The 25,839-nt window shown below is 59.0% G+C and carries 19 protein-coding genes and 1 pseudogene; 5 read left to right on the top strand and 15 right to left on the bottom strand.

Features of this window, described 5'->3' with window-relative positions; translation table 11 throughout:
• Positions 1–12: 12 nt before the first annotated feature.
• Both EGJ09_RS15310 and EGJ09_RS15305 read right to left on the bottom strand, forming a co-directional pair.
• The gene (locus tag EGJ09_RS15310; RefSeq protein WP_049695270.1) at positions 13–1,296 is read right to left on the bottom strand and encodes an arsenic transporter; all 1,284 of its coding nucleotides are present in this window, start codon (positions 1,294–1,296) and stop codon (positions 13–15) included.
• A 29-nt stretch (positions 1,297–1,325) separates the two neighbouring features.
• Complete coding sequence (locus tag EGJ09_RS15305) at positions 1,326–1,682, bottom strand: metalloregulator ArsR/SmtB family transcription factor (protein WP_049695271.1); 357 nt, start codon at positions 1,680–1,682, stop codon at positions 1,326–1,328.
• A gap of 177 nt (positions 1,683–1,859) precedes the next feature.
• Here EGJ09_RS15305 and arsN2 point away from each other — a divergent pair, with 177 nt between their 5' ends.
• The 4 genes from arsN2 (at position 1,860) to EGJ09_RS15280 (ending at position 9,474) form a co-directional block, all read left to right on the top strand.
• Positions 1,860–2,309: an arsenic resistance N-acetyltransferase ArsN2 gene (gene arsN2, locus EGJ09_RS15300; protein ID WP_023048556.1), complete on the top strand. Its 450-nt coding sequence runs from the start codon at positions 1,860–1,862 to the stop codon at positions 2,307–2,309.
• Positions 2,310–3,764: 1,455 nt separating this feature from the next.
• A complete protein-coding gene (locus EGJ09_RS15290) occupies positions 3,765–4,790 on the top strand; it encodes a YafY family protein (protein WP_125924294.1) in 1,026 nt (341 codons plus the stop codon).
• A 53-nt stretch (positions 4,791–4,843) separates the two neighbouring features.
• On the top strand, positions 4,844–6,259 hold the full coding sequence (locus EGJ09_RS15285) for a hypothetical protein (protein ID WP_125924293.1): 1,416 nt from the start codon (positions 4,844–4,846) through the stop codon (positions 6,257–6,259).
• 11 nt (positions 6,260–6,270) lie between these two features.
• On the top strand, positions 6,271–9,474 hold the full coding sequence (locus EGJ09_RS15280; protein WP_125924292.1) for a hypothetical protein: 3,204 nt from the start codon (positions 6,271–6,273) through the stop codon (positions 9,472–9,474).
• Between the two features lie 659 nt (positions 9,475–10,133).
• On the opposite strand, the gene arsJ is transcribed toward EGJ09_RS15280, so the two are convergent.
• From arsJ to EGJ09_RS15215, 11 genes and pseudogenes are all read right to left on the bottom strand, one after another.
• Positions 10,134–11,384, bottom strand: coding sequence for an organoarsenical effux MFS transporter ArsJ (arsJ, locus tag EGJ09_RS15270; protein ID WP_125924291.1), 1,251 nt, complete (start codon positions 11,382–11,384; stop codon positions 10,134–10,136).
• Positions 11,385–11,393: 9 nt separating this feature from the next.
• Entirely contained in the window at positions 11,394–12,398 is a 1,005-nt protein-coding gene (locus EGJ09_RS15265) for an ArsJ-associated glyceraldehyde-3-phosphate dehydrogenase (protein WP_125924290.1), read from the bottom strand.
• A 122-nt stretch (positions 12,399–12,520) separates the two neighbouring features.
• The gene (arsH, locus tag EGJ09_RS15260) at positions 12,521–13,237 is read right to left on the bottom strand and encodes an arsenical resistance protein ArsH (protein ID WP_125924289.1); all 717 of its coding nucleotides are present in this window, start codon (positions 13,235–13,237) and stop codon (positions 12,521–12,523) included.
• 114 nt (positions 13,238–13,351) lie between these two features.
• Complete coding sequence (locus tag EGJ09_RS15250; RefSeq protein ID WP_012316898.1) at positions 13,352–13,708, bottom strand: metalloregulator ArsR/SmtB family transcription factor; 357 nt, start codon at positions 13,706–13,708, stop codon at positions 13,352–13,354.
• 379 nt (positions 13,709–14,087) lie between these two features.
• Positions 14,088–15,245 (bottom strand): MFS transporter, encoded by a 1,158-nt coding sequence (locus tag EGJ09_RS15240; protein ID WP_125924288.1) that lies wholly within the window; start codon positions 15,243–15,245, stop codon positions 14,088–14,090.
• 28 nt (positions 15,246–15,273) lie between these two features.
• Positions 15,274–15,645: an ethanolamine utilization protein EutQ gene (locus EGJ09_RS15235; RefSeq protein WP_125924287.1), complete on the bottom strand. Its 372-nt coding sequence runs from the start codon at positions 15,643–15,645 to the stop codon at positions 15,274–15,276.
• Positions 15,642–16,970 (bottom strand): FAD-binding oxidoreductase, encoded by a 1,329-nt coding sequence (locus EGJ09_RS15230; RefSeq protein ID WP_125924286.1) that lies wholly within the window; start codon positions 16,968–16,970, stop codon positions 15,642–15,644. The genes EGJ09_RS15235 and EGJ09_RS15230 overlap by 4 nt, the downstream gene beginning before the upstream one ends.
• Positions 16,971–16,979: 9 nt before the next feature.
• Complete coding sequence (locus tag EGJ09_RS15225; RefSeq protein ID WP_256658440.1) at positions 16,980–18,215, bottom strand: FAD-dependent oxidoreductase; 1,236 nt, start codon at positions 18,213–18,215, stop codon at positions 16,980–16,982.
• Positions 18,204–18,365, bottom strand: a pseudogene (locus tag EGJ09_RS26780) (rubredoxin); the annotation flags it as partial. The pseudogene EGJ09_RS26780 and the gene EGJ09_RS15225, both read right to left, overlap by 12 nt.
• Before the next feature lie 12 nt (positions 18,366–18,377).
• Positions 18,378–19,823, bottom strand: coding sequence for an aldehyde dehydrogenase family protein (locus tag EGJ09_RS15220; RefSeq protein ID WP_046786772.1), 1,446 nt, complete (start codon positions 19,821–19,823; stop codon positions 18,378–18,380).
• Between the two features lie 10 nt (positions 19,824–19,833).
• On the bottom strand, positions 19,834–21,024 hold the full coding sequence (locus EGJ09_RS15215; RefSeq protein WP_046786771.1) for an aromatic ring-hydroxylating dioxygenase subunit alpha: 1,191 nt from the start codon (positions 21,022–21,024) through the stop codon (positions 19,834–19,836).
• Between the two features lie 397 nt (positions 21,025–21,421).
• On the opposite strand from EGJ09_RS15215, the gene EGJ09_RS15210 reads away from it, so the two are divergent.
• Positions 21,422–23,125, top strand: a complete 1,704-nt coding sequence (locus EGJ09_RS15210) for a BCCT family transporter (RefSeq protein WP_125924284.1) — start codon at positions 21,422–21,424, stop codon at positions 23,123–23,125.
• Positions 23,126–23,193: 68 nt separating this feature from the next.
• Here the strand turns inward: EGJ09_RS15210 and EGJ09_RS15205 are convergent, their stop codons facing one another.
• Entirely contained in the window at positions 23,194–24,102 is a 909-nt protein-coding gene (locus EGJ09_RS15205; RefSeq protein WP_125924283.1) for a LysR substrate-binding domain-containing protein, read from the bottom strand.
• 203 nt (positions 24,103–24,305) lie between these two features.
• A complete protein-coding gene (gene lpdA, locus EGJ09_RS15200; protein WP_046786768.1) occupies positions 24,306–25,706 on the bottom strand; it encodes a dihydrolipoyl dehydrogenase in 1,401 nt (466 codons plus the stop codon).
• Positions 25,707–25,839 lie beyond the last annotated feature (133 nt).

Below are 25,839 nucleotides of genomic sequence, written 5' to 3'. Positions count from 1 at the left end.
GGTATCTCCGGTTCAAAAGCTCAGGCGGATGGCCAATGCGGCCAAGGTGGCAAGCAGGATCGGCAGCGTCAGGACGATGCCGGTGCGGAAGTAGTAACCCCAGGTGATGACGATGTTCTTGCGGGCCAGCACGTGTAGCCACAGCAAGGTGGCCAGGCTGCCGATGGGGGTGATTTTCGGACCGAGGTCACAGCCGATGACGTTGGCGTAGATCATGGCCTCGCGCACGATGCCGGTGGCCTCGGCGGAATGGATCGACAAGGCCCCTACCAACACAGTGGGCATGTTGTTCATGACCGACGACAGGCCAGCGGCGAGCAGCCCCGTCCCGAGGGATGCGCCCCAGATTCCGTAGCCAGCGAAGACATTGAGGATCTGCGTCAGGTAGTCGGTGAGGCCGGCGTTACGCAGGCCATACACCACGAGGTACATGCCAAGCGAGAACACCACGACCTGCCAAGGCGCGTCCTTGAGCACCTTGCGGGTTGAAATCACGTGCCCACGCGCGGCGATCAGGTAGAGGATCAGCGCACAGGCAGCAGCGATGGCGCTGATCGGAACGCCCAGCGGCTCGATGGCGAAGAAGCCAACCAGCAACAGCGCAAGCACCCACCAGCCGGCAACGAACGTCGCCTTGTCGCGGATAGCGGCTTCGGGAGCCTTCAGTTGGTCGAGTTCATAGGTACGCGGCAGGTCCTTGCGGAAGAACCACAGCAGCATTCCCAGGGTGGCGGCGATGCTGACCAGGTTCACCGGCACCATGACCGAGGCGTATTCGCTGAAGCCAATGCCAAAGTAGTCGGCGGAAACGATGTTCACCAGGTTGGACACCACCAGCGGCAAGCTCGCGGTATCGGCGATGAAGCCCGCCGCCATGACGAATGCCAGCGTCGCCGCCGGGGAGAAGCGCAGGGCCAGCAGCATGGCGATGACGATCGGGGTCAGGATCAGTGCCGCACCGTCGTTAGCGAACAGCGCCGAGACGGCGGCGCCCAGCAGGATGATGAAGGCGAACAGCTTGCGGCTGCTGCCATTGCCCCAGCGGGCCACGTGCAATGCCGCCCACTCGAAGAACCCCGCCTCATCCAGCAGCAGGCTGATGATGATGACGGCGATGAAAGTGGCGGTAGCGTTCCAGACGATCTGCCAGACCACGGGAATATCGGACAGGCTCACGACGCCCGCCAGCAGCGCCACGACGGCCCCCAGTGCGGCGCTCCAGCCCACGCCCAGGCCTTTGGGCTGCCAGATGACGAGAACGATCGTCACCAGGAAAATCAAAAATGCGATCAGCATGACTACAACTCAATCAGCGAAGGGAATTCTCAAGCACAAGCAACAGGGCTCTGCGGCCGCTCGCCCATTTCGGCAAGGCGCAATGCATCGGGGCTCAACCATTCCTGGTTGGCATCGACCACTCCCTTCAGCATCGCGTCCACCCACTGCGGCAGTTCGGGGTGCAGTCGGTAGTACACCCATTGACCCTTGCGGCGATCCATCAGGATTCCAGCCTCGCGCAACTGGGCAAGATGCCGGGAGATCTTCGGCTGGCTCAGCTCCAGCGCGTGGGTAAGTTCGCAGACACAGAGTTCGCCTTCACGGGCGATCAGCAGGGTCATCCGGGCCCGGGTGTCATCAGCCAGGCATTTGAAAACGATGGGGGGAGTCAGTGTTTCCCGCATGTGACCTCCTGGGGAATGCGTGTACGGCCAATATCTGGAAATCCGAATATATGCCAATTCGAATATACGGTAAAGCAGATATTTACACTCGCCTCGCCTTACGGGACGTCATAAAACTGGAAAAAGCCCTCGCTTTGGGCCCTATACTGGCCGTCGATACCATCCCCAGAGTCCCCAATGAACCAGTCTGATATCTCTGTCCGATTGCTTGGTACCGATCAAATCCAAGGCCTGGCTGCGCATCTGACTGCAGCGGGCTTGCCGACCCAAGACCTTTTGCAGCCCGACCGAATGTTCTATTCCTTTCATCGGGGAGAAACGGAGCTGGGATACGGGGGCATTGAAGGAACTGGTCGGACTCGTCTGATTCGCTCACTGGTTGTCGTACCGGCCCAGCGAAAGTCAGGGATCGGTACCCTGCTGCTCAGAGCACTTGAGCGAATAGCGGAAGCTGACGGAGCCCAGAGCCTTCATCTGCTGACCACAACAGCACCCGACTTCTTCGAGGCTCGGGGATATGAGCACAGAGACCGATCTCAAGCCCCAAAGGCAATTTCCAGTTCGGAGGAGTTCAAGAGCCTTTGTCCGACCTCTGCGGTCTATATGGTGAAGGATCTGGCGACATGAACTCGGTGTCACCTCAGGGAACTCGCCTCCACGAATTTCACTGAGTCCTGCGGCGCCCTGAAGATGGCGAGCCCTGGGCCCGGCATGATTGAGCGACTTCATGAGTGAGGATACAGGCGTATCCTTGGACGGTTTTAAACCTGCCTGGTAGCGGAAAACAGTCAGTCTGGTTGGCGCGTCTGCGCTCGGAAAAGCAGCAACCCCTCCAAGATGTATCTCAGAGAAATCCATGCCCAACCCAACGATTTGTAGGGGGCTCCCAGCCAGGAGCGCTCGCACCGGTTACCACGCCCCAAAAAGATACCATCATAATTTTTTTGGGGTTTTAGCACGGGGTCCTTCCTGTGATTTTTTCTGGCTGAACCTTTGCTGTGACAACCTTTATTAAACGAAAAAGCCCGAGAAATTTTGAAAAATTATGCTTTGTGACAACCTTTATTTTTGCTTCCCTAGAAGCAGCCTCCTCGCTAGGCCGCGAAATGCAAGAGACTTTGTGACAAAGTTTATTAATCGGCAACACTATTGTGGTTTTAGAGAATTAAAACTGTCGCAGGAGCCGGTGAGGTCTGTCTCATCGTTTCCTGCGGTTCCACCGGCCATTCGCCTGAGCTCCCATCCTCCCTAATCTGTAGACACCGACCAGCCATGCTGCTGCGAATCCAACCTGATGAATCGCTCCGTTCATTTGTCGATCGAAATCTTTATCTACAGCTCCGAAAATCTGATGTAGATATTTTCAAACAGTGATTCACAGCGCCCTAAGAAGGTCTCAAAAATCATTAGGCCAAGTCACAACCGGCCCCTTTGATTCTCCTCCCCTTGATTGCACTCTGCGCCACCTACTTCCCTTCTAAAGAGCTCGGATTACCGGCGACATGGCCTGTCGCCCCCGCAAAGCAATCTTGCAGCACCGAAGATTGCCGGAAGTCATCATGCTCATATCGCGCCCTTTCACCCTTGTTTGTCCTGAGTGTTCGTGGAAAGCGACCATTTTGCCTGGGTGTGACTCACGGCCAACCGTTCCGCCTCCCACGCACTGTCCGACCTGCCAAGCGCTGTCGCTCGGATGCCGCGAGGCAACTCAAAAAGAGGTGTTCAAGGCGCGCCTTGAAGAGTTTCTCGCACTCGAAGACGAGAGAGGGCGCGACACAGATTGTCGCGCCATTGAAGACAATGGCTGCAAATAAAGGAGCCACTCATGAAAAACCTGCTTGCAGTGATCGGACTATGTGTCGTTCTGCAAAAAGGCTACGCGTTCTATCGCGAATACAGCGATCTGAAACGCAATGCCCATAACCGTCGCGCACCCAGTTGACCAGGCGCAGGCCCTGCCGAAACTTTAGTGGCAGGGCCAACACCAGGGATGGCACAGAGCCATCAAGTTTCGTAATATCAATGTTAATTTGGCGCCAGAATGGTGACCACTCGTTGATTCCGGCCTACAGGATAGTTGCCATGTCACAAGCGAAGGACACGCTGCTCCGGCTGTTCGCGTTGTTGCGTTTGATCCCCACCGAGCCGCAGCGTATCGCCACACCAACGCTGCTGGAAAAGCTCCGGGACAAGGGCTTTGCAGTGACGTTGCGTTCTGTTCAGCGCGACCTGAACCGGTTGTCCATTCCCTTCTCTCTGCAGTGCGACGAGAGTGAAATTCCCTTCCGCTGGAGTTTCACCCGCGACGCGCCGCTGAGGCTGGAAGACATGGACACCCCGACAGCGTTGGCGCTCTATCTCTCCGAACGGCATCTGACCACATTGCTCCCGCAAACTGTGCTGGACCAACTCGGCCCCCAGTTCAGGCGCGCCCGAAACTTTCTGGGCGATCTGGGTAACAACGGTCTAGCGGATTGGGCGAAGCGAGTCCGTACGGTACCCAACGGCAAAACCTTGATGCCTGCCAGCATCGCTCCGCAAGTCTGGAGCGAGGTTTCAACCGGCTTGCTGGAGCGCCGAAAACTGGAAGTGGCGTACCAGAGCCGCAGCAAAAGCGAACTCAAGCAGTTCCGACTGCACCCCGCTGGGCTTGTGTCACGACATGCCATCAGCTACTTGGTCGCATCGGTGGACGGCTACGACGACCTTCGTCAGTTCGCTCTGCATCGCATCCGCGACGTGCGGGTATTGGATGAACCAGCAGAACTGCACGCCACATTCGACGTTGACGATTACATCGATACCGGGATTTTCAACCATCGACAAGCCGATGCCCAAGTCGAGCTCATAGCCGATGTTCACCCGCAGATTGCCGCTCTGCTCAGCGAGACACCTCTGAGTAATGTGCAGCGTCTCAGCGATCTCCCCGACCACACCTGGAAACGCTTGCATGCCCAAGTGGCACTGGACCGGGATACCTTGTGGTGGATCTTCGGGCTCAACGACAACATCAGGGTCTATGCGCCTCAGGTCTGGGTCGATGAAATTCACCAGAAGCTGAATAACCTGCGCACCCTTTATGCCGATGTCAGCTCAACCGGCATTTGATGACCACCAGCGGCACGATCAACCCCACATTTTGATGAGGCCAAGGAAGCTCCATGGGCAACGAACGTACAAGGGCATTGAGCAATTCGGTCAGCCTCTGCCCGATCTGGCCTGCACAGGCATCGGAGAAAATTGGTCACATGCTGAACGAGATCAATCACGCGAACGCCATTATCGACAAGATTGCCGGAACCGCGCAAAACAGCGCGATCAAGGGCGGTTTCGCGGCCGAGACCTGGCATGCCGAATCGTTCAACCTGGACGCCATCCTCAAAGACAAGGACGTCCGGGCCTTCACCGATAACTTCAGCAACACCCCGCTTGCCAAAAACCATACGACTCACGACATCGTCGTGATGAAGGGTGATGAGCAATTGCTCGGTGCCCAACTGAAGTACTTCAAGAATGGCGATGCCACCCAAAAGGCTTTCAGGTCTACCAAAGATGGCGTTCATCGGTATCAGGACAGCGATGCGTTCATCGGCCCGGCGGACCAGATCGAGCAGATCAAGGACGCTGCCAAACGTGATATGCAGCGCAACCAACACACGCGTCCGGAAGTGGCTAATGCTGCTGAAAAAGTGCGTGACAAGACCACGGCCAATCTTGACGTAGAGGGCGTCCAATCGACGCCGCTGAGCAAGCGGGAAGCCGAACAGGTGGGCAGTGGCAGCAAAACCGGTAAAGAGCTGCATGAAAATATGCAGAACGGTTACCTGAACAAAGCCACCGTGCAGCAAAGCTTGCGCGCAGCAGGCTCGGCAGCGGTGATCACCACCGTCATCGCGGGCAGCATCAATACGTTCCAGTCGATTAAACGCGTGCGTGACGGCGATATCACCGTAGAACAAGCCACTGTTCAGATTTTGCAGAACACTGCAATCGCCGCGGGTGACAGCGCCCTGAAAGCGGGTATCGCCACGGCGACGGTCAGCATCACAGCCCGCAACCTGCCGACGTTGTTCGCAGGCACGGCCTTCAAGCGCGCGTTTGCCAACAACGGCGTAGCGGCGGCGGCGGTGTGTGCAGTGGATGTGGTGCAGAACGTGGTGCTGTTCGCGGCGGGCAAGATCACTGGCGAAGAACTCGAAACCCGAACAGGCCACAACTTGCTGCAAACCGGCGCCGCTGTGGTCGGCAGTTCGGTGGGCGCTGCGGTCGGTGCCCTTGGTGGGCCGATCGGTGCGTTGGTCGGCGGCATCATCGGCGGCTTGATCACCACGATGGCCATGAGCATCGCGGTCGATAACCACATTGAGAAAAGCTTCCGTCTGACACTGGAAGCCACCGAACACGTGACGAGCAACGCGATGGTCATGCACGAATCGCTGGAATACCTGCAGATGTCGCAATCGTTCTATGCCGAATTCCACAAAGGGCTGTATCTAGCCGAGCGCCACTTTGCCGGCCAGGTGAAGACTATGGCAGCCCAAAGCACGCAGCTGAAAAACCTGATTGATAGTCTTTAAGGCACATCTCAATGAACGAAACGGTCGAAGCAGCACCCAAGGAAATCTTCAATCAGCAGCTGGATGCTTCAGAGCAAGAAGCGGTAGAAGCGCTCGTCGCTCAGCACCGGAACAATGCCGCACTGACCCAGCAGTTGGCTGTGGATGCATCACGGCTGATCACGTGCAGCGAGGAGCGCTTGAAACAACAAGCCGACAGCGGATTCTTCAAGCGCTTTGCGGGTGCATTTAGCGGCAAGAATCGTCAGAACCAATTGCTGAATCAGCTTGATGCGCTGCACATGCAGAAGTTCGCCTGGCACTACCTCAAGCAACTGCAGCAGCAGAATCTAATCAATGCCCAGAGCATCGCGGTAATCCGCAACAATCTGGGCACGATGAACGAATACATCATCGAAACCCGCGAATTCCTGTTCCAGGCGGTCGACAAGATCAACCGGCGGTTGATCCGGGTTGAGAACAACACCAGCTTTCACCAATGGTCGTTGAACATTGAAGCGAACAAGCGTCGCTTCAAATCAATGCCCAAGGCGTTGCTGGTGCTGAACCTCGCCTATGATTTCATGCGCAGTCACCCCGGTGTAATGCTGACCACACAGGACATCAACCACCTGATCGTCACCCTGGAAAAGCTGGACGTTGACTGCGATGAAGAAGTTGAACTATTGAGCTTCATCATCGACCTGATCGACCAGATCGAAGCCACCAGCATCGAGCGCTATCGCGCTATCATTGAGCTTTCGTTCGAGGGCCACACGGCCGATTCCTACTTCATCCAGAAGAACATTTCGGGACTGGCATTCAACTCACTGTATTACCTTTCCGACGAGTACGATCGCATCATCGACATGGTCTCGGACGGTGAGGTGTGTGACAGCGACGAAAAACGCGAGCGTATCATTTCCAGATTCTTCGGCAAGGCGTTTTCCGGTCTTTATACCCAATACCAGATGCGCGACTTGATCGAGGAAATCATCGGCGGCAGTCTGTTGACCCTGGATATCTACAAGGATCAGCACGGTCTGAACGCCTTGCCCGACGACATCGTCGAAGACGCTCACGGGGAACCGGTTGCGCTGGTGTCGTCCTTACCGGATATCCGCGCTCACACCTTCTTCGACACCAACGCCGATCATGAAGCCCGACACAGCTACATGTTGCTGTTCGCGCTCTGCATCGAGAACTCGCAGTCCTTGAACAGACAGGGCCGAGAATTTCTCGAGTTGCTGGCGCACAAAGCCGGGTGCCCGCAAGTGCCAGTGGAAATTGCAGCCCTGGCGGACAATCCTCGCAAGGCTCAGGACTACTCGCCGGTCCTGCAAAATTTGCTCAAGGGCGATGACAACACTTATACCTGGCTGATCGATGCGTTCTACTTGTTGACGCTTTGCCAGAAAGCGATCGAAGGCCCACAGGTACTGCGGATCCTGAATGCGCTCAAGCCCACCCAGTTCAAAGAGCAATTCCCCCGCATGCTGGCGATGCTCACCGAGCAGGATGAGCAGAACATACTCGCTGCCGCCGAGAAGCTGCAGGCACAGACGCGCGGCTGGAAGAACATCGTGCGTTACCGCGAGTTGCGCTTCGACAGAGCGTTCTCCGAGATCAAAACACAGTTGAGCAGCATCAGTTTCGACGCCGTTCATCTTTCGCTCGAGCTTAGCAAGGCGACCATGAAAGCGTCGGAGTATTCGTACTTCATGGACGCTTGGGATGACTCGTTCCTGAGCAAGGTCAGCACAAAAGTGGGCGGCGCCGCCTATACGATCGGTCGCAGCTCTTGCCTATCTACACTGAACGAAATGCGCAAGAAAATCAGTGCGTTCATCTCTGCACATTCGAGTACGTTGAATCAGGGAAATCGTGTGCTGTCGCGCTGGGGCTTGGCCTCGATTACGTTCAAGGACGAGTGCGGCTACGCCGATTTCGAGTTGGACAACTCCGCAACCAACGAAGACTGGTACGATCAGTTCAATCACTTCGACCAGCAATTGGGCAACACGCTTACGTCCTTTTCCGAAGCCTGTGAGGATGTTGCCAAACAGCTTTGGCTCTTTATGGAAGGGCGATTCGACGAGTCGGTGGTCGAAAGCAAAGCAAAACAAAGCGCCGAACGGATCGCACAAAAACAGCAAGAAAAACTGGCCAAACAGTCGGTCACCTTCGACAAGGACGGCCGTGATCATCTGTTCAGCATCGAATGGAGGCAGGTAGAACACCCGCCCTGCGACCCTGAGAAGATTCAGTCTATCAAGACCGATGGCGCCACATGGCTGATCGTCGATAACGCCAACCGGGTTTATCGCAGCCTCGACCGTGAGCACTGGCACACTGTGCGCCTCAGCGCCGGCGAAGACTCGCCTTACATCAGCAAACTGGATTATGTGGGCGGCATGTGGATCGCTGTGGCGGGCTACAGCGATGGCTTCTATTACTCCCGGGATGCGCAGAACTGGAAACAGAGTCATTTCCCTGATGTGCCGGGCTACGAATTTACCTGCACCGATGAAATCGTTTACTTCAATGGTCTCTGGCTATGGCGCTTCAAGGAGCGCAGAGAATACGCCTACGTTGAAAAAGGCCTGATCTTCGATTCGACCAAGACCAACAACTTCGACAAGATAGCCGTCTTCTGCACGGCGAACCTCGACAATCAGTGGCAACGCTGGGAGGACACACCGAGCTTCTCGGAAGGTGTTGTGGTGGAGAGCCTCCAGCCATTACCAGGTGGGAATACGCTGCTAGCGTTCTGCAAGTACGACTGGTTCTATACCACGTCGAAGAAGAAGAACAATGCAGCTTCTTTTGTCAGCTACTACGTTGCTGGGAAGGGCTGGAGAAACTGCACTTGGGCCAATGAGGACGACCATTACGGTGTGCCGCTCATCACGCGCGTGGGCCAGAAGTTTATGTGCTTCTACTCGGACTGCGTCATGACGTCCGACAAAAATGGCTACGAGTGGAAGCTTCAGTCCAAGGATATTCGCATCAGTGACTGTGCGCATTTGCAGGATATGAGCCTGTTCTCGACGAAGTGGGGCCGAGAAACGCTCTATGTAAGTCAATCAGGGGAAATCTTTGCGGAACTGGTTCTCGAAGAAGGCACCTGGAAACACATCGCCGCCAACGAGCAAGGCACCTTGAGCGTCTACTCGCCGAACAAGCATGAAACCTTCCTGCGAAGCGGTAATTACATTTGTCACCCGAAAGCGTAACGCAGTTCCAGAGGGATTGAGCGTTGGTCACTGGCTGCCTGCAAAAGCAACCTCTGCAGGTAGCCACAGTTTTGCTGCTTCTGATCCGTGGCCATAAGGAAGACAATTCCCCGCAATCCCAAACCTGAGCGCAAGCGTAAGCCCCGGCTAAGCCGGGGGCGATTTTTCGTCTGGATTCGTCAACATGGAATCAACACCTGTAAATACGTAGTCAGGATAGTCATAAGTCAATCCCGGCTTTGACCCTCGCCCCTGGCCGGAGAATCGGCCCATGTTCACCATGTTGCTATTCCCAGGTGACACCCCGATTGATAGTTCAACCCACGTCTGGTTGATGACCATCGGTCACGTTGCCTATTTCATCCCTCGTCGATGACTCTACGACCGGCGGCCGACCAGCCGCCGGTCTTCTTGAGCGCGCTTGAAAGCCGCGTCGTTTCTGGCTGAGACAGTTTTAATTCTCTAAAGTATCCGTCTGGATTGGCATTTTAGGTGATCGCGACAGTTTTGCGATTTCTCTTAACGAGGCTGCAGGCTGCGAAAACTGTGATGCGTCCGCGACAGTTTTAATTCTCTAAATCCAATTGGTTTTAGAGAACTGTCGCAGGACGGTCAAAATTGGTGTTGATCAGAGGGAGCCGCTACTGGCTCCCTTACTTTTAGATCTTTGGGTGTGAACTCCCCGTACTTCCGCTTGATGGCTGTGCGAGAGGCAATCCGGTCGAGATGAGTGCGGCAGCCAATACGAAGATGCTGGAGACCCACAAACAAGCCTCTAACCCATAAGCTTGGAACACCCAACCTGACAGCAACGTGCCGACCAAGCGACCGAGGGCGTTGGACATGTAGTAGAAGCCTACATCCAAGGAGACGCCGTCTTCCTTGGCATAGCTGACGATCAGGTAGCTGTGCAGCGATGAGTTAACCGCGAACAGCACGCCGAACAGCATCAGCCCACCGAGCAGCACTACCGGCGCCGACCAGCCTGCCGACAGGCCCACGGCTATGAGCGCAGGGAGCCCGGCCAGGGCGATTGCCCAGATGAAGGCCGCTCTGCCATCGGGCACATGACCGCGCTTCTTGCCGGTGATGTGAGGAGCAAGCGACTGGACGATGCCGTAGCCGATTACCCACGTGGCCAAGAAACCACCGACCAGCCAGAAGTCCCAGCCAAACGCAGAGCTCAGGTACACCGGCAGTGCCACCACGAACCAGACGTCCCGGGCACCGAACAAAAACAGCCGTGCGGCCGAGAGGATGTTGATCGCCCTGCTCTTGGACAGCATGTCGCGGAACTTCGGTTTGGCCTTGGCTTTGCCCAAGTCCTTTTTCAGCAGCATCAAACTGCCGATCCAGATCAGAGCCAGTACTGCTGCCATGGCCAGCACCGCCAGGGTGAAACCAAGCAGCGCAAGCAGTGCTCCCCCGAGGAAGAAGCCGACGCCTTTGAGCGCGTTCTTGGAGCCCGTGAGGATGGCCACCCACTTGTAGAGCGTGCCTTGCTGGCTGTCCGGCACCAGGAGCTTGATGGAGCTTTTGGCGCTCATCTTGTTCAGGTCCTTGGCGATGCCGGATAGCGCCTGGGCGGCCATCACCCACGGCACCGTCAGCCCGGTTGCCGGTACCGTGAGCATCAGCAAGGCCACAACCTGCATGCCAAGGCCGATGTTCATGGTGCGGTTGAGCCCCAGGCGGGCGCCGAGGTAACCGCCCACCAGGTTTGTGATCACGCCGAACACTTCGTAGAACAGGAACAGCGCCGCGATCTGCAGCGGCGTGTAGCCCAGCGAATGGAAGTGCAGTACCACCAGCATGCGCAATGCGCCGTCGGTGAGGGTGAAGGCCCAGTAATTGCCGGTAACCAGCAGGTACTGACGCACTTGTGCAGGCAGGGCTGACAACGCCTTCATGATCGCTGTTTACTCCGCTGCGCCGACCAAGCGTGCCAGCTCAGCTGCACGGTTGGCGTAGCCCCACTCGTTGTCGTACCAGGCGTAGATCTTCACCTGGGAACCATTGACCACCAGGGTGGACAGCGCATCGATGATCGAGGACCGTGGATCGGTGCGGTAGTCGATGGACACCAAGGGGCGCTCTTCGTAGCCCAAGATGTCCTTCAGCGGCCCTTCGGCAGCGGCTTTCAGCAGCGCGTTGACCTCTTCAGCCGTCGTCTGTCGTTCCACTTCGAACACGCAGTCGGTCAGCGAGGCATTGGCCAGCGGTACACGCACGGCGTGACCATTCAGCTTGCCGCGCAGCTCGGGGAAGATCTCGGCGATTGCGGTGGCCGAGCCTGTGGTGGTCGGTATCAGGCTCATGCCCGAGGCACGCGCGCGCCGCAGGTCCTTGTGCGGTGTATCGAGGATGCTCTGGGTATTGGTGAGGTCGTGAATGGTGGTGATCGAGCCGTGGCGGATGCCCAGGTTCTCGTGAATTACCTTGACCACCGGGGCCAGGCAGTTGGTGGTGCAAGAAGCGGCGGTGACGATACGGTGCTGCGCCGGGTCGAACAGGTGCTGGTTGACGCCCATCACCACGTTCAGTGCGCCTTTCTCCTTCACTGGAGCGCAGACCACCACACGTTTGACGCCCTGACCCAGGTAGGCCTGGAGCACGGCTACCGACTTCATCTTGCCGCTGGCCTCGATGACCAGGTCGCAGCCCGACCAGTCGGTGTCTGTGATGGTCTTGTTCGCGGTGACCTTGATGCGCTTGCCTTCGATCACTACCGCGTCACCTTCTGCGCGAGCTTCACGGTGCCAGCGTCCGTGGATCGAATCGAAGTTGATCAGATGGGCATGGGTCTCGGCGTCACCGGCCGGGTCATTGATCTGCACAAACTCGAATTCCGGCCAGTCCCAGGACGCGCGAAGCGCCAAGCGACCAATACGGCCAAACCCATTGATACCTACTTTGATAGCCATGTTCTTGTTCTCGGAATCGCGATTAACGAATGGTCAGAGGGTGACGCTGAACTGGTTGATGTATCCAACGTGCGCAGCGTTGCCAGCACGGAATACGGGTGCAGTTGCCTGCTCAGAAAGCCTCAAATGGATCGTTGATTGACACGCTTGGATAGTTCCTCTGCCGACTCCTTGCGCTCGGAGTAGCGATCGACCAGGTAGTCGGAGCGGTCACGAAGCAGCAGGGTGAACTTCACCAGCTCCTCCATAACGTCGACGACACGGTCGTAGTACGAAGAGGGTTTCATGCGGCCCGCCTCGTCGAATTCCAGATAGGCCTTCGGCACGGACGACTGGTTAGGGATGGTGAACATGCGCATCCAGCGGCCGAGGACACGCAGCTGGTTGACCACGTTGAACGACTGCGAGCCACCGCAGACCTGCATCACCGCAAGGGTTTTGCCTTGGGTCGGGCGCACGGCGCCCATGCTCAGTGGAATCCAGTCGATCTGCGACTTGAACACGCCGGTCATTGCACCGTGGCGTTCTGGCGAGCACCAGACCATGCCTTCGGACCACAGCACCAGATCGCGCAGCTGCTTGACCATGGGGTGGTCATCGGGGGCGTCGTCCGCCAATGGCAGGCCGGACGGATTGAAAATTCGCGTTTCGGCACCGAAGTGCTCCAGCAGGCGTGCTGCTTCTTCCGTCAGCAGGCGGCTGAACGAGCGTTCTCGGGTCGATCCGTACAGCAGCAGGATGCGAGGCTTATGGGTGGACTTTTGCTCGACTGCCAGTTTGTCTGCGGTCAGCAGGTCGACCAGGTCGTTGTCGATGTTGGGGATGTGGTGTTCGGTCATGATTTACTCCTGAGACAAGGCGCCAGGTGGCTGAAAGCGGTCTCGCAGAGGGTGTTGCGGCGGCTATTGGCTGTGCAGAGGAACAGAACTTTCATCGGTTCTTCTCGGCAAGGATCAGCAGCACGAGGCGACGCGTTGTGGGCGGTCACCCATGGAGTCCAGTCGTTTGGTGCTGGTACTCAGCCATTCACGGTTGGCCTCCAGCGTCGTTGCCAGGACCTCACGTACCCAGGCGGGAAGCGATGGATGCAGCCGGTAATAAACCCACTGGCCCTGGCGGCGGTCTTCCAGCAGGTCACAGGTGCGAAGCTGCGCCAAGTGGCGGGAAACCTTTGGCTGGCTTTCTTCCAGCGCGCAGGTCAGTTCACAGACGCAGAGTTCTTCCTCGCGTGCGATCAGCAGCATCATCCGAATGCGGTTTTCGTCGGCGAGGCATTTGAAGACCTTGGTAGGGGTCAGCGAGTCAGTCATGGGTTACTCAGTATTTGGTCTTCACAAGGACGAACATCTTGATGCGCTCATGGATCTCGTGAAGGGTGTGTCGGAAGGCATCGTGTTTGTCACTGGTCGCTGCGCTGAAAGCGTGAAATGCACAGGGTTCGTGTGCCGGAGCAAAGCTTGGCGAGCGGCGAGCGAGCTGCGTTTGCGGTACAAACAAACAGGACGCGGATCTTGCCAATCCGCGCCTATATGTTTTTTCGAATATACGCTTTTCCGAATATATCGCAACCCTTCGATGATGGGTGTACTCATCTTGGATGAGCAGACACCCCCAGGCGGGAACTGGCGTAGCTACTGCGACAGCCTGCAGTTGTTCGCCCAGCGGAAAACGCAACATGCACACCTAAGGCTATGCTGCCCCTGCCAGTGACCCACCCACGCTGCGCTTCTCTCTTATAAAACACGTCACCATCGCCGCCACGCCAATGCTGAAGATATAAAGCGCCTGCGGCCCGGATTGCTCCATCATCGCACTGGCAATCAAGGGCCCGATGGTGGCGCCAATGCCAAACGTCATTAGCAATACCCCAGCCACCGCTACACGCAGCTCAGGCTCCAGATTGTGGTTGGCATGCGCCACACCCAGTGGATACAGGCAGAACTGCAAGAAACCGATGGTGGCGCCCGCCAAAATTATCCACAGCTGTCCTGATGCCAGGCCCAGAGCCAGCGGCAGGTAAGCGATGCACAGCAATAAGGCCGTAGCCCGGATCAGCGTGATGCGCGAAAAATGATCAGACAGTTTACCCAGCGGCAGCTGCGCCAGCAGCCCGGCGGCGATGCTGATGGCCATGAACTGCCCAACCTGCGCCGGGGTAAAGCCCAGTTGCGCGGCGAAGATCGGGGTCAGCCCATACAGGCAACCGTTCAGTAACCCCGAAGCTAGGATCGTGAACAACGATTGAGGAAGCCTGCGCAGGTACAACATCGGTTTGATCCGAGCCTGGCTGATACCGCTCGGCTGGGCACCGCTGTGCAGGGCCACTGGGATCAAGCCAATAGCAAAGGCAATGGCCACGCCTGTCAGCGCCAGTGTATGCAACCCATCTCCGAGGCTCAGCATCAGCTGGCCAAGCATCATGCCGACATAGCTGGCCACCATGTACAGCGACATGGCGCCGCCTCGCCGGTTAACCGGAGCACAGTCGTTGAGCCAGCTCTCGATGACCATCAACTGGCACATCATCGCTGCCCCCACGATAAACCGTAGGGCAAGCCACAGCGGCAAGCCATCACTGAGCTGGTGCGTGAGCACCGCAGTCACTATCACCCCGGCGCTCACCACAAAGGCCCGCGCATGGCCGGCCAGGCCAATCAGCCAGTAGCCGGAGCGGGCTCCGAACTCCATCCCCAACGCGTTTGCGGCCATCAGCGCGCCGCCCCACAACTGTGCCACTCCGGCTGCATCCAGGCGCAGGGCCAGGTAGGTCATCAGCAGGCTGGAGCCCAGTTGCATCAACAAGGCAGCGACATAAATCGTGCCGAACCTTTTACTTAGTGCGAACAATTGGCTTCCCCAGGGAGAGGGTCGGTAGTCAGGCAAGGCCGTGACGCTGTTTCCAGTCGCCCGGGTACACCACATAGCCGAACAGCGCGTGGCCTGCATAAACCAGTTGCGTGCCTTCGGGAATCCACAACACCTGGCCAGGCGATACCCGATACAGCTCGCCGTTGGCCTGGAGCTCAAAGCAGCCCTCGATGACGAAAATCACTTCGTCGTAAAGCACCGTCCAGGCCACTTCGGCACCTGCCCAGCGGGCAAAGCCGATGCCCAGGTTGGGCGACACTTCGTTGCTGATGGCGCGTGCGACCCATGCGTCACCCGGCGGGCCGCCACGCTGGGCAAAATCCAGGTCGCGATGATCGACCAGTCGTACCGGGCCTTTGCCGCTCGGCACGCGGCTCATACTTCGCGCCTGCTGTTGAACGCTGCCCAGCGAATCCGAGTGCGCACGCCCAGGCCCAGGAACGGCTCAGGCGGGTTGCGTGAGGGCATCCCGGTCACGGCGCGGATGTCGCTCAATTGCCGCGAGTCCGCGCCCACTGCCATGTCGGCCAGCAGCGTGCCGGAAATGGTGCCCCAGGCGGCACCAACGCCGTTGTCGCAGGCGGTTGCGTAGACGCCGTCATCGAGTTGACCGAAGTAATTGGTGAAGTTGCGCGAGATCGCATAGGCACCGCCCCAGGTATGCGTGAACGGCACCTGTTTGAGTTGTGGATAGCGCGCCTCGAACGCCTTGCGATGATCATCGCGAATATTGTTGCGGGCGGTATCGGTGATGCTACGGCCGTAGCGAGGAACGTGCTTGTAGGTATTGCGAATGATCAGGCGTCGGTCCTGGGTCATGCGCACCGTGGTACCGGCGTGGTCGGCAGGGGTAAGCCCCCAGTCGGCCTGGGCGCCGATTGCTGCCATCTCGGCATCGCTCAGCGGCCGTGTCCAGCTGGCGAAGGTCATCACCGGCAGCAGGCGGTTGCGCAGATAACCGAACTCCTGGGTGAAAATGCTCGTGCCCAGCAATACCTGCGGGGTACGGATCAGTCCGTTATCGCCGCGCAGCAGCCACTTGCCGCTGGGGTCTTTCTCGAGTGAGCGGATGGGCGACTCTTCAAGCACTTCGACGTTGGCCGGCAGCGCACCACCCAGGCCACGGACCAGGGCGGCAGGCTGCATCAAGTAACAACCCGGGGTATAGATAGCACGGCTGTAGTAGCGGCTACCGAGTACGCCGGCCAGTTCGTCACGCTCCACCACGCGATAGGGCTCACCCAGGTCGGCCATGAGTTTTTCGAAATGGTCCAGGTAGCCCTGGCCACGCTCGCCCACCGCGCCCTGGTACTTGCCCGCATGAGACCACTGGCACTCGATGCCATGACGGTCGATCAAGGTCTGCAGTTGGTCGATGGCGGCCCGGTTCAGCCCCAGCAGGCGCTGCTTGTGTTGCGGGTCGGGATGCTCCAGAGCGAACTTGTGCGGCAGGTCGATGACAAAGCCCGAGTTGCGACCCGAGGCGCCATAGGCGATGCGCTGGGCATCCACCAGGATAATGCGCGCCTGTGGCCGGTGCTCGGCCAGCCGCCGTGCGGCCGCAAGCCCGGCGAAGCCTGCACCGATCACTACATGGTCGGCATTCTGTTCGCCGCTCAGGCGCTTGCTCGGTGCCGGCTCAGGCAGCGCGGCGTACCAACCGCAGCTGCGGTCGTCGTGAGGCAGATTGACAATACTGTTCATGGTTCGGCCTCAGGCCACATGTTGCTGGGTGTCCTGGCAGCTTTGCAGCCAGGTATTACGTTGCAGTTGCGCCTGGCGCCCGAGCAGCACGAACCCGCGCAGGGCACCGGCGTGGTCGTGGAACGCCGCGCTCAATCCATCGCTGGTCGGATCGCAACGCCATTGCCCCTGACAGTCACCGGGTGGCGTCAGCAGGCACAGTGGGGCAACCGGGGTTTTCACGGTCACAGGCGCCAGTGGGTATTGGGCAGCGGTCGGTTGACCCAGCAACGTCTTGGCCAGGGCACGAATACCCTCGTTGATCGGCGCCAGGTAGGGCAGCAACTGGCCATTGATCTCGACGCAGTCACCCAAGGTGTATATGCCCGGGTGCGAGGTCTGCAGTTGTGCATCGACCTTGATCCCCCGGCCGCAGTCCAGGCCGGCCTCTAGCGCCAGTTCAAGGTTGGGGCGCAAGCCCACTGCGCTGAGCACCAGGTCTGCCTCGACCACTTGACCGTCGGCCAGAGTCAGTTGGTAGCCGTCGCTGTTGCGCTCGATGCGCTGCAAGGTGGTGCGCAGATTCCATTGCACGCCAAGGCCCGAAAGCGCCTGCTGCAAGTGCTGGCCTGCCGCCTCGGGCAGCAGGCGCTCCATGGGCCAGGCGCCCAGGCCGATCACCCGCACCTTGTAGCCATTGCTCGCCATATCGTTGGCGAACTCGCAGCCAATCAACCCGTCACCCAGAATTGCCACGCTCTTTACATCTTTGAGACGTTGGCGGAACGCCTGGTAATCGTGCAGGTTGTTGACGCTGAGCAGCGCCTCGGCGCACCCCTCGATAGGCAACCGCACCGCAGAAGCACCGCTGGCCAGTACCAGTTGGCCGTAGTCCATTTCGCCTAGGCTGGTATGCAGCCGTCGCGCCTGGGTATCAATACGCTCGACCTTGCATCCGGCATAGATTCGAATGCCCAATCGCTGCTCGATCGCCAGCGGGCTTTCAGTTGCAAGGGTTGTAGCAGTGCGCCCTTGGGCCAGGGCGATCGACAAGGCAGGTTTGGAGTAGATATGCCCCGACTCTTGGGTCAGTACGCGAATCTCCAGCTGCGGGTCGGCCTTGCGCAGGGCTTGTGCCAGGCCATAGCCGGCATGGCCGCTACCGATTATGACCACCGGTTGCGCCGGGCGGGCGACGACCACAGGTTGCGCCTGGATGACCGGCGCCGCCGCCACAGCAGCAATCGGAGTGCTCAGTTCGATCATTTCAAAGTCGGCCTTGCCGACCTTGCACTCAGGGCACAGCCAGTCCTCGGGCACATCTTCCCAGCGGGTGCCGGGGGCGATGCCGTCGTCGGGCCAGCCTTTGGCTTCGTCGTAGATCAGGCCACAGATGATGCAGAGCCAGGTTTTCATCGCGTTACCTCCTCACTCGCCCTTGATACGTACGGCCAGGTTTTTGGTCCTGACGTAGCTGTAGAGCGCCTCCTGGCCTTTTTCGCGTCCGAAGCCCGAGAGCCCGACCCCGCCAAACGGGGTTTCGATGCCGCCGGCATACCACTCGTTGACGAACACCTGGCCGGCGCACAGGCGCCGTGCGCAGCGCAGAGCGCGGTTGAGGTCCTGGGTGAACACGCCTGCCACCAGCCCGAAGACGGTGCCGTTGGCAATGGCGATGGCCTGCTCTTCGCTGTCGAAGGGCATCACTGCCAACACCGGGCCGAACACTTCGGCCTGGGCGATCTCCATGTCCGGGGTTACATCGCGCAGTACCGTCGGCGCCATGTAGTGCCCACGCAGGCCAGAGATGGCCTCGCCGCCGGTTGCGACGACGGCGCCTTGCTGTTGGGCCCGCTGGCACAGGGCTTCGATACCCTCGAGCTGGCCTGCAGAGATCACCGGTGTGTGGTCCGGGTTGTCCTGGCCCAGGCCGACGCTCAACCCCTCTGCCATTGCCACGACATCAGCGACGACATCGTCGTAGACCGAGCGATGCACCAACAGGCGTGACATGGCCGAACATACTTGGCCTGCGTTGAAGAAAATGCCGCTTTTCACGCTGTTGATCACTTGCTCGCGATCGGCATCGGGGAACACCAGGGCAGCCGACTTGCCGCCCAGCTCCATGACGCTGGGGGTTGCGTGGTCGGCGGCGGAACGCAAAATGCTCTGGCCGGTAGCAACAGAGCCGGTGAAGACGATCTGGTCGACGTCGCGATGGCCGGCCAAATAGGCCCCCACTTCACGGCCCCGGCCGCAGATCAGGTTGACCGCACCCTGTGGCAGGCCAGCACGCTCGATGGCCTGCATCAGCACGCACAGGCCGAGCGGCGACAGCTCCGGCGACTTGATCACCACAGCGTTGCCCGCCGCCAGGGCCGGGGCCAGGGAGCGCGCGCAGATCGACACCGGGAAATTCCACGGCACGATTTGCAGCGACACGCCCATCGGGTCGTAGACGGTGAAGTCCATGTAGCCGTCGCCCAGCGGAATCGACTTGCCTTCGATCTTGTCGGCCATGCCGGCGTAATACTCGAAGTAGCGCGCAGCTTCGACGAATTCGTCACGCGCATCACGCAGGCTCTTGCCGTTTTCCTGGCACAGCACCCAGGCGCCTTCATCGGTGATTGCGCGAATCTGCGCCGCAATCTCAAGCAGCCAGGTCACACGCTGCGCCGGCCGCACGCGGCTCAACACATTGCTGTCGGCACAGCGTCGGGCGGCCTGCAGGGCGCGTTCGGCGTCGGCCACGCTGGCCTGGGCGACGGTCGCCACAGGTGCGCTGGTGCCGGGGTTGTGGATGGTCAGGTGCTGCTCACTGTCGGTCCACTGGCCGTCGATGAAGTTCAGCCAGTGCGGGGCTATCGAATGCATGGTGATCACCTCAGGCGCGCTGCGCGCAGTCGAGCAATTGGCGGGCAGCCCACTTGTGGAAGTAGTGAGTCGGCAGGTCCATTTCCGGCGAGAATGCGCCACCGCTATAGCCAGGGGAGAGGCGGCCCTTCTGCATACCTTCGACCGAAGCGATATCTTCGGCGAACACCACGCGCCAGGACTCCATCACGGCTTTGCGCGAGGCGTCGTAGTGGCTGTCCAGGGCCTGATCGCCGACATAGAACAGGCGCAGGTGTTCGATGGTTTTGCCTGGGGCCACGGGCTCCAGCATCATGGCGAAGGCGTGGTCGGCCTGGATGCCGAGCAGCACGTTGGGGAAGAACGCCACGTACTCGGCGGTGCGCAGGCGCTCCTGTGGCCAGGATGGGAAAATCGGCAAATGGGTGCCGGCAACGGCCGAGAGGTTGTAGGCGTGGCTGCCCTGGCCGGCGAACTCCTCGAACATGATGTTGTAGTGGTCTTCCAGGCGCGAGTAGCTGTTCAGGCTCGGGTGTACCCACGGCAAGTGGTAGGCCTCGCAGTAGTTCTCGACCGCGAGCTTCCAGTTGCAGTTGACCTCGATGCTCATGGCGCCGCTGTTCGCTTCACGGCGCAGCAGGTTCATGCCGTCGCTGCCCAGGAACTGGGTCCAGCGCTCGGTCAGTGGCTTGAGTTGATCTTCAAGGGCCGGTGCATCGCCGGACAGGTTGATGAACACCATGTCCATCCAGATCGTGGTGCGCAGTGCCTTCAGGCCATGCTTTTCGCAGGCGAAACGCTCGTCCTTGTGCTGATTGATCCCGCCGACGTGCGGTGTGCCTTTGAGGCCGCCATTGAGGTCGTAGGTCCAGGAGTGGTAGGGGCAGCGGATCACGCCCTGCACTTCACCCGCCTGCTGCACCAGTTTCACGCCGCGGTGGCTGCAGACGTTATGGAACACCTGCACCAGGCCTTCGCGGTTGCGCATCATCAACAGCGGCAGGCCCATGAAGTCCACAGGCTTGACGTAGCTGGTGGTCGGCAGGTCGCTGGCAAAACCGATACAGGCCCAGTTGCGCCCCAACACTTCATCGCGCTCAAGCTCGAAATAGCGCTGGTCGGTGTAGAACTCATTGGTCAGGCCATGGGCTTCATGGATCGGTGCCAGAACGGTTTCCAGGGCGTGGACGGGAATAAGGCGGGAATCAGTCGATACGGTCATTTTTGTTTTCTCTTGTCAGATGCACGGCAGGCAGTGCCTTGATGCCTGGCGCCAGTTTCAGCAAGAGAAGGAGGGCTCGACAAACGATTTATTTCAGCGTTATTTATCATTTTTAATCATTAATGATTTGCGCGCAGGTTAGGGTCTTCGCAAAGGAATAGTTGATGAACGGTCATCTTCTGGATTGCCCACGTTTATGATTTTTTGTAATCAATTGATGACAAGAAATAGTTTGTCGAAGTGTGGGTGATTCTCCCATTTTGTCAGGGCCCAAGGGAGCGTGCCGTGCCTTGGGCCTACGGGAGGACCGCCGCCAGGGATCTGGCACCTGCCTGTGGCAGCGGCGCTATCCAGCCGTGACAAAAAACCCTTGAACAAAAACAATAGGGGATAACCCATGCGTGCCGAATCTGGCCTGCTCAAAGGCCTCAATCCCACCGTGACGATATGGTCGTTGCTGGCCGTTGTACTTTTCGTGCTGTTTTGCGCCCTGTTCGCAGAACACGCGGCTGCTGCCTTTCAACGTGCCTCCGACTTTATCTTGCAGAACTTCAAATGGTTCTACCTGATCTCGGTCACTGGTGTGTTGGGGTTACTGTTTTATCTCATGTGCAGCCAGTTCGGGCACATCAAGTTAGGGCGTGACGACGACAAGCCTGAGTTCAGCTTCGGCTCCTGGATCGCCATGTTGTTCAGTGGTGGCATGGGCATCGGCCTGATCTTCTGGTCGGTTGCAGAGCCCATGTGGCATTACGCGGGCAACCCCTTTGCCACGGGCCTGACCGACGAAGCGGCGACCACCGCCATGCGCATCACCTTGTTCCACTGGGGCCTGCATCCGTGGGCAATCTTTACCATCGTGGGCCTTGGTCTTGCGTACTTTGCCTATCGTAAGGGCTTGCCGCTGAGCATGCGCTCGATCCTCTACCCACTGATCGGTGAGCGCATCTATGGGCCTATCGGTCACGTGGTCGATATCCTTGCAGTGGTGATCACTGCATTCGGTGTCTCCCAGTCGTTGGGGCTGGGTGTGGTGCAGATGAACACCGGCTTGAGCCAGGTGTTCGACCTGCCCATCAGCCTGGGGGTGCAAGTCACCTTGATCGTGCTCATTACCCTGGTGACCACCGTATCGGTGATGGCCGGTGTTTCGCGTGGCATGAAGCGCCTGTCGGAATGGAACATGCTGCTGTCGGTGATACTGGTGGTGTTGATCCTGCTGCTTGGGCCGACGCGCTACATTCTCAACCTGATGCTTGAAAGCACCGGCGACTATGCCCAGCACATCGTCGGCTTGAGCTTCTGGAGCGATGCCCAGAAGGACAGTGGCTGGCAGAACTGGTGGACGGCCTTCTACTGGCCGTGGTGGATGACCTGGGGGCCGTTTGTAGGTCTGTTCATCGCCCGGATCTCCAAGGGCCGCACCATTCGTGAACTGATTGCCGGCGCGCTGTTGGTGCCAACCTTGGTGACCATTGTCTGGATGTCGGTGTTCGGGGGCGCAGCCCTCAAGACCGAACAGGTCGACCGCCAGCACCACGAGCAGCAGGTAGCCAGCGGCGAACTGCAGGGCGACAAGGCCAAGTTCGAAGGTGGCACGGTGTTGCTGGCGACCAAGCAGGAAACCACCGCCGCCATGTTCACCCTGCTGCACAAGATCGAAGCAGGTACGTTGGGCAAGGTGCTGAGCGTGCTGGTCTGTATCCTGCTTGCGACGTACTTCATCACTTCGGCTGACTCCGGCACCCAGGTGCTGTGTACGTTGAACTCCATGGGCAGTGCCAACCCGCCGCAGAGTATCCGCCTGCTCTGGTGCATTCTGGAGGGTGCCATTGCTACGGCCCTGCTGATGGCGGGAGGGCTCAAGGCGATCCAGATGGCAAGCATCGCAGCGGGCTTGCCCATTGCGGGGTTCATCCTGCTTATCAGTTACACCCTGATGCGCAGCTTGCGCCAGGAAATGGCTGATGGCGTGCTCGATACACCGCCGGGCGGGCGCATGCCAATCCCGCAGATCATCCCTCAGGGCATCATCCCGGTGACGGGCACACTGACGGGCGGGGGCCTTGATGGAGGGCTGACGGCGAAGAAAGCCAGCTGAGCCCAACCCGGTATGCAATACCCAAGACCGGCAGTCATCCGCTGTCGGTCTTGGGCTTTTCTGGCAGCCTATTTCTGCACGGATGGCTGGGCCATCAACCAGTCCCGGAACAGCCGCACGCTTTCACGGGGGCCCCGCTCGTTGGTCGACTCCAGCAGGCAGAACTTGGCATCGGTCTGCAGCACCACATCATTGGGCATGACCAGCGCGCCACTGCTCAACGCATCGTCCACCAGGTTGCCCCAGGCCAGAGCCACGCCCTGGCCACTGATCGCCGACTGGATCAACATGCTGTAGCTGTTGATGTTCACGCGGTGCTTGGGCGTCATCGGCTGATACCCCAGGCGCTTGAACCACTCCGGCCAACCTACCCAGTCGCGCTGGGAGTCTTCAAGCCACAGCCAGGTGCACGTCGACAAGCCTTCGATGCTGCTCAGTTGCGGATGCCTGGCCAGATAGGCCGGGCTGCATACCAGAAAGATCTTTTCCGAGAACAGCGGCGTGACAGTCATGTCCTTGGGCGGTGGGTTGCAGTAGTACAGCGCGAGGTCGCTCTCGAGCCTGGCGTAATCCTTCACATGATCGTGGGCGATGATCCGCAGATCGATGTCTTCATGGGCACTCTGGAACTCCGACACCTTGGGCAGTAACCAGAGTGAGGCCATGGCGGTACTGGTGGCCACCGTCACTTGCTGGTTGCCATGCCACTGGCGAATCTCGCCCGTGGTACGGGCCAGGTGCAACATGCACTCGCGCACCGTTTCGTAGTACTGCGTGCCGGTATGGGTGAGGGTCATGGTGCGGGTGGTGCGGGTGAACAGTGCCTTGCCCAGGTAGTCTTCCAACAGGCGAACCTGACGGCTGATGGCACCCTGGGTGACGTTCAGTTCTTTGGCAGCAAGGGTAACGCTCAAATGGCGGGCTGCAGACTCAAACGCATGCAGGCTGTTGAGCGGCGGAAGAGGCTGGATTTTCACGGCTTGGGGTTCCACTCATTATTATTATCAGCCGCTCTATATTAATGATCCGTTCAGTCTCCAGGGGGCAGTCGGGAGAAATATTTTGAAGACTGGACCAGACCACAGGCCCCATGATTTGGGGCCTGCCGCAACAGCTTCAGTTCTTCGAACTCACTGTAACAACCCTCAGTGAGAGGGGCGTCGTTCCGGGGTTTCGAACCTCAGATCTGCATCGCCATCCCATCCACATTCATCGCCGCCTGGCGCAAGGCCTCGGAGCGGGTCGGGTGCGGGTGGCAGGTGAGGGCGATGTCTTCAGCCGAGGCCGAGAATTCCATCGCCACGCAGAACTCGCCAATCATCTCGCTGACGCTTGGGCCGACCAGATGCACGCCCAGTACCTCATCGGTGTTGGCATCAGCGAGGACCTTGGCGAAGCCTTCGGTCTCATGGTTGATCTTCGCGCGGCTGTTGGCGGTGAAGGGGAACTTGCCCACTTTGTAGGCGCGGCCCTCTGCCTTGAGTTGCTCTTCGGTCTTGCCGACGCTGGCCAGCTCGGGGCGGGTATAGATCACGCCGGGGATCAGGTTGTAATTGACCTCGTGGGGTTTGCCGGCGATGCGCTCGATGCAGGCGACCGCTTCGTCTTCGGCCTTGTGCGCCAGCATCGGGCCGGAGGTGACGTCGCCAATGACCCAGACACCGGGCACCGAGGTGCGATGATGCTCGTTGGTGAGCATGCCGCGTTTATCGGTCTGCAGCCCGACGCTTTCCAGATTCAGACCTTGGGTATAAGGACGACGGCCGATGGCAACCAGTACGTAGTCGGCTTGAAGTGTTTCTGCAGCGCCGCCGGCGGCCGGTTCCAGCGTCAGGCTGACCCCGTCGGGCGAGGCCGTCGCCTGGGTCACCTTGCTGCCGAGCTTGAAGGCCATGCCTTGCTTGGCCAGGGCCTTTTGCAGGGTCTTTGCGGTTTCCTCATCTGTGCCGGGGCAGATGCGGTCGAGGTATTCAATGACGGTGACCTGGCTGCCCAGGCGACGCCACACCGAACCCAGCTCCAGGCCAATGACGCCAGCGCCGATCACGATCAGGTGCTTGGGCACCTCGGGGAGGGCCAAGGCGCCCGTGGAATCGATGATGCGCTGGTTATCGATAGTCACGCCTGGCAGGGGAGTGGGCTCGGAGCCGGTAGCGATGACGATGTCCTTGGCTTGCAACGGCGTCTCGCTGCCGTCCTCGGCTTTGACAATGACCTTGCCGACGCCATCGAGGCGGCCCCAGCCTTTGATCCAGTCGACCTTGTTCTTGCGAAACAGGTACTCGATGCCCTTGGTCAGGCCAGTCACGCTCTCGTCCTTCTGTTTCATCATCTGGGCGAGGTTCAGGGTTGGCTTCACTTCGATGCCGAGGTGGGCAAACTCGTCACCGCTGGCAGCCTCATACAACTCCGAGGCATGCAGCAATGCCTTGGACGGCATGCAGCCGACATTCAGGCAGGTACCGCCAAGGGTCGAGCGGCCTTCCACACAGGCGACACTCAGGCCCAGTTGCCCGGCACGAATCGCCGCGTTGTAGCCGCCGGGGCCACCGCCGATGATCACCACGTCATAGGATTTCATGGGTTTTCTACTCCAGATGAAGAAGCGCGAGATGGACACAAGGTTAAGCTGAGAGCGCTAAATTGTATACAATCTGAGGTATTCATAAGATCAGTTGGTTCTAGACCTTGGTCTCGTTCAGCGGAAACTTCGC

Source organism: Pseudomonas sp. p106 (genome assembly GCF_003936645.1).
GTDB lineage: Bacteria > Pseudomonadota > Gammaproteobacteria > Pseudomonadales > Pseudomonadaceae > Aquipseudomonas > Aquipseudomonas putida_E.
Note: the sequence above shows the minus strand (reverse complement) of the source record. Positions and strands in the feature narration are given on the sequence as shown.

Excerpts from the sequence above, each read along its gene's own strand:
- EGJ09_RS15250 (WP_012316898.1), bottom strand. The coding sequence starts at position 13,708 with ATGACTGACTCGCTGACCCCTACCAAGGTCTTCAAATGCCTCGCCGAC.
- EGJ09_RS15230 (WP_125924286.1), bottom strand. The coding sequence starts at position 16,970 with ATGAACAGTATTGTCAATCTGCCTCACGACGACCGCAGCTGCGGTTGG.
- EGJ09_RS15235 (WP_125924287.1), bottom strand. The coding sequence starts at position 15,645 with ATGAGCCGCGTGCCGAGCGGCAAAGGCCCGGTACGACTGGTCGATCAT.
- EGJ09_RS15225 (WP_256658440.1), bottom strand. The coding sequence starts at position 18,215 with ATGATCGAACTGAGCACTCCGATTGCTGCTGTGGCGGCGGCGCCGGTC.
- arsH (WP_125924289.1), bottom strand. The coding sequence starts at position 13,237 with ATGACCGAACACCACATCCCCAACATCGACAACGACCTGGTCGACCTG.
- EGJ09_RS15215 (WP_046786771.1), bottom strand. The coding sequence starts at position 21,024 with ATGACCGTATCGACTGATTCCCGCCTTATTCCCGTCCACGCCCTGGAA.
- EGJ09_RS15305 (WP_049695271.1), bottom strand. The coding sequence starts at position 1,682 with ATGCGGGAAACACTGACTCCCCCCATCGTTTTCAAATGCCTGGCTGAT.
- EGJ09_RS15280 (WP_125924292.1), top strand. The coding sequence starts at position 6,271 with ATGAACGAAACGGTCGAAGCAGCACCCAAGGAAATCTTCAATCAGCAG.
- EGJ09_RS15210 (WP_125924284.1), top strand. The coding sequence starts at position 21,422 with ATGCGTGCCGAATCTGGCCTGCTCAAAGGCCTCAATCCCACCGTGACG.
- EGJ09_RS15265 (WP_125924290.1), bottom strand. The coding sequence starts at position 12,398 with ATGGCTATCAAAGTAGGTATCAATGGGTTTGGCCGTATTGGTCGCTTG.
- EGJ09_RS15290 (WP_125924294.1), top strand. The coding sequence starts at position 3,765 with ATGTCACAAGCGAAGGACACGCTGCTCCGGCTGTTCGCGTTGTTGCGT.
- lpdA (WP_046786768.1), bottom strand. The coding sequence starts at position 25,706 with ATGAAATCCTATGACGTGGTGATCATCGGCGGTGGCCCCGGCGGCTAC.
- arsJ (WP_125924291.1), bottom strand. The coding sequence starts at position 11,384 with ATGAAGGCGTTGTCAGCCCTGCCTGCACAAGTGCGTCAGTACCTGCTG.
- EGJ09_RS15220 (WP_046786772.1), bottom strand. The coding sequence starts at position 19,823 with ATGCATTCGATAGCCCCGCACTGGCTGAACTTCATCGACGGCCAGTGG.
- arsN2 (WP_023048556.1), top strand. The coding sequence starts at position 1,860 with ATGAACCAGTCTGATATCTCTGTCCGATTGCTTGGTACCGATCAAATC.
- EGJ09_RS15285 (WP_125924293.1), top strand. The coding sequence starts at position 4,844 with ATGGGCAACGAACGTACAAGGGCATTGAGCAATTCGGTCAGCCTCTGC.
- EGJ09_RS15310 (WP_049695270.1), bottom strand. The coding sequence starts at position 1,296 with ATGCTGATCGCATTTTTGATTTTCCTGGTGACGATCGTTCTCGTCATC.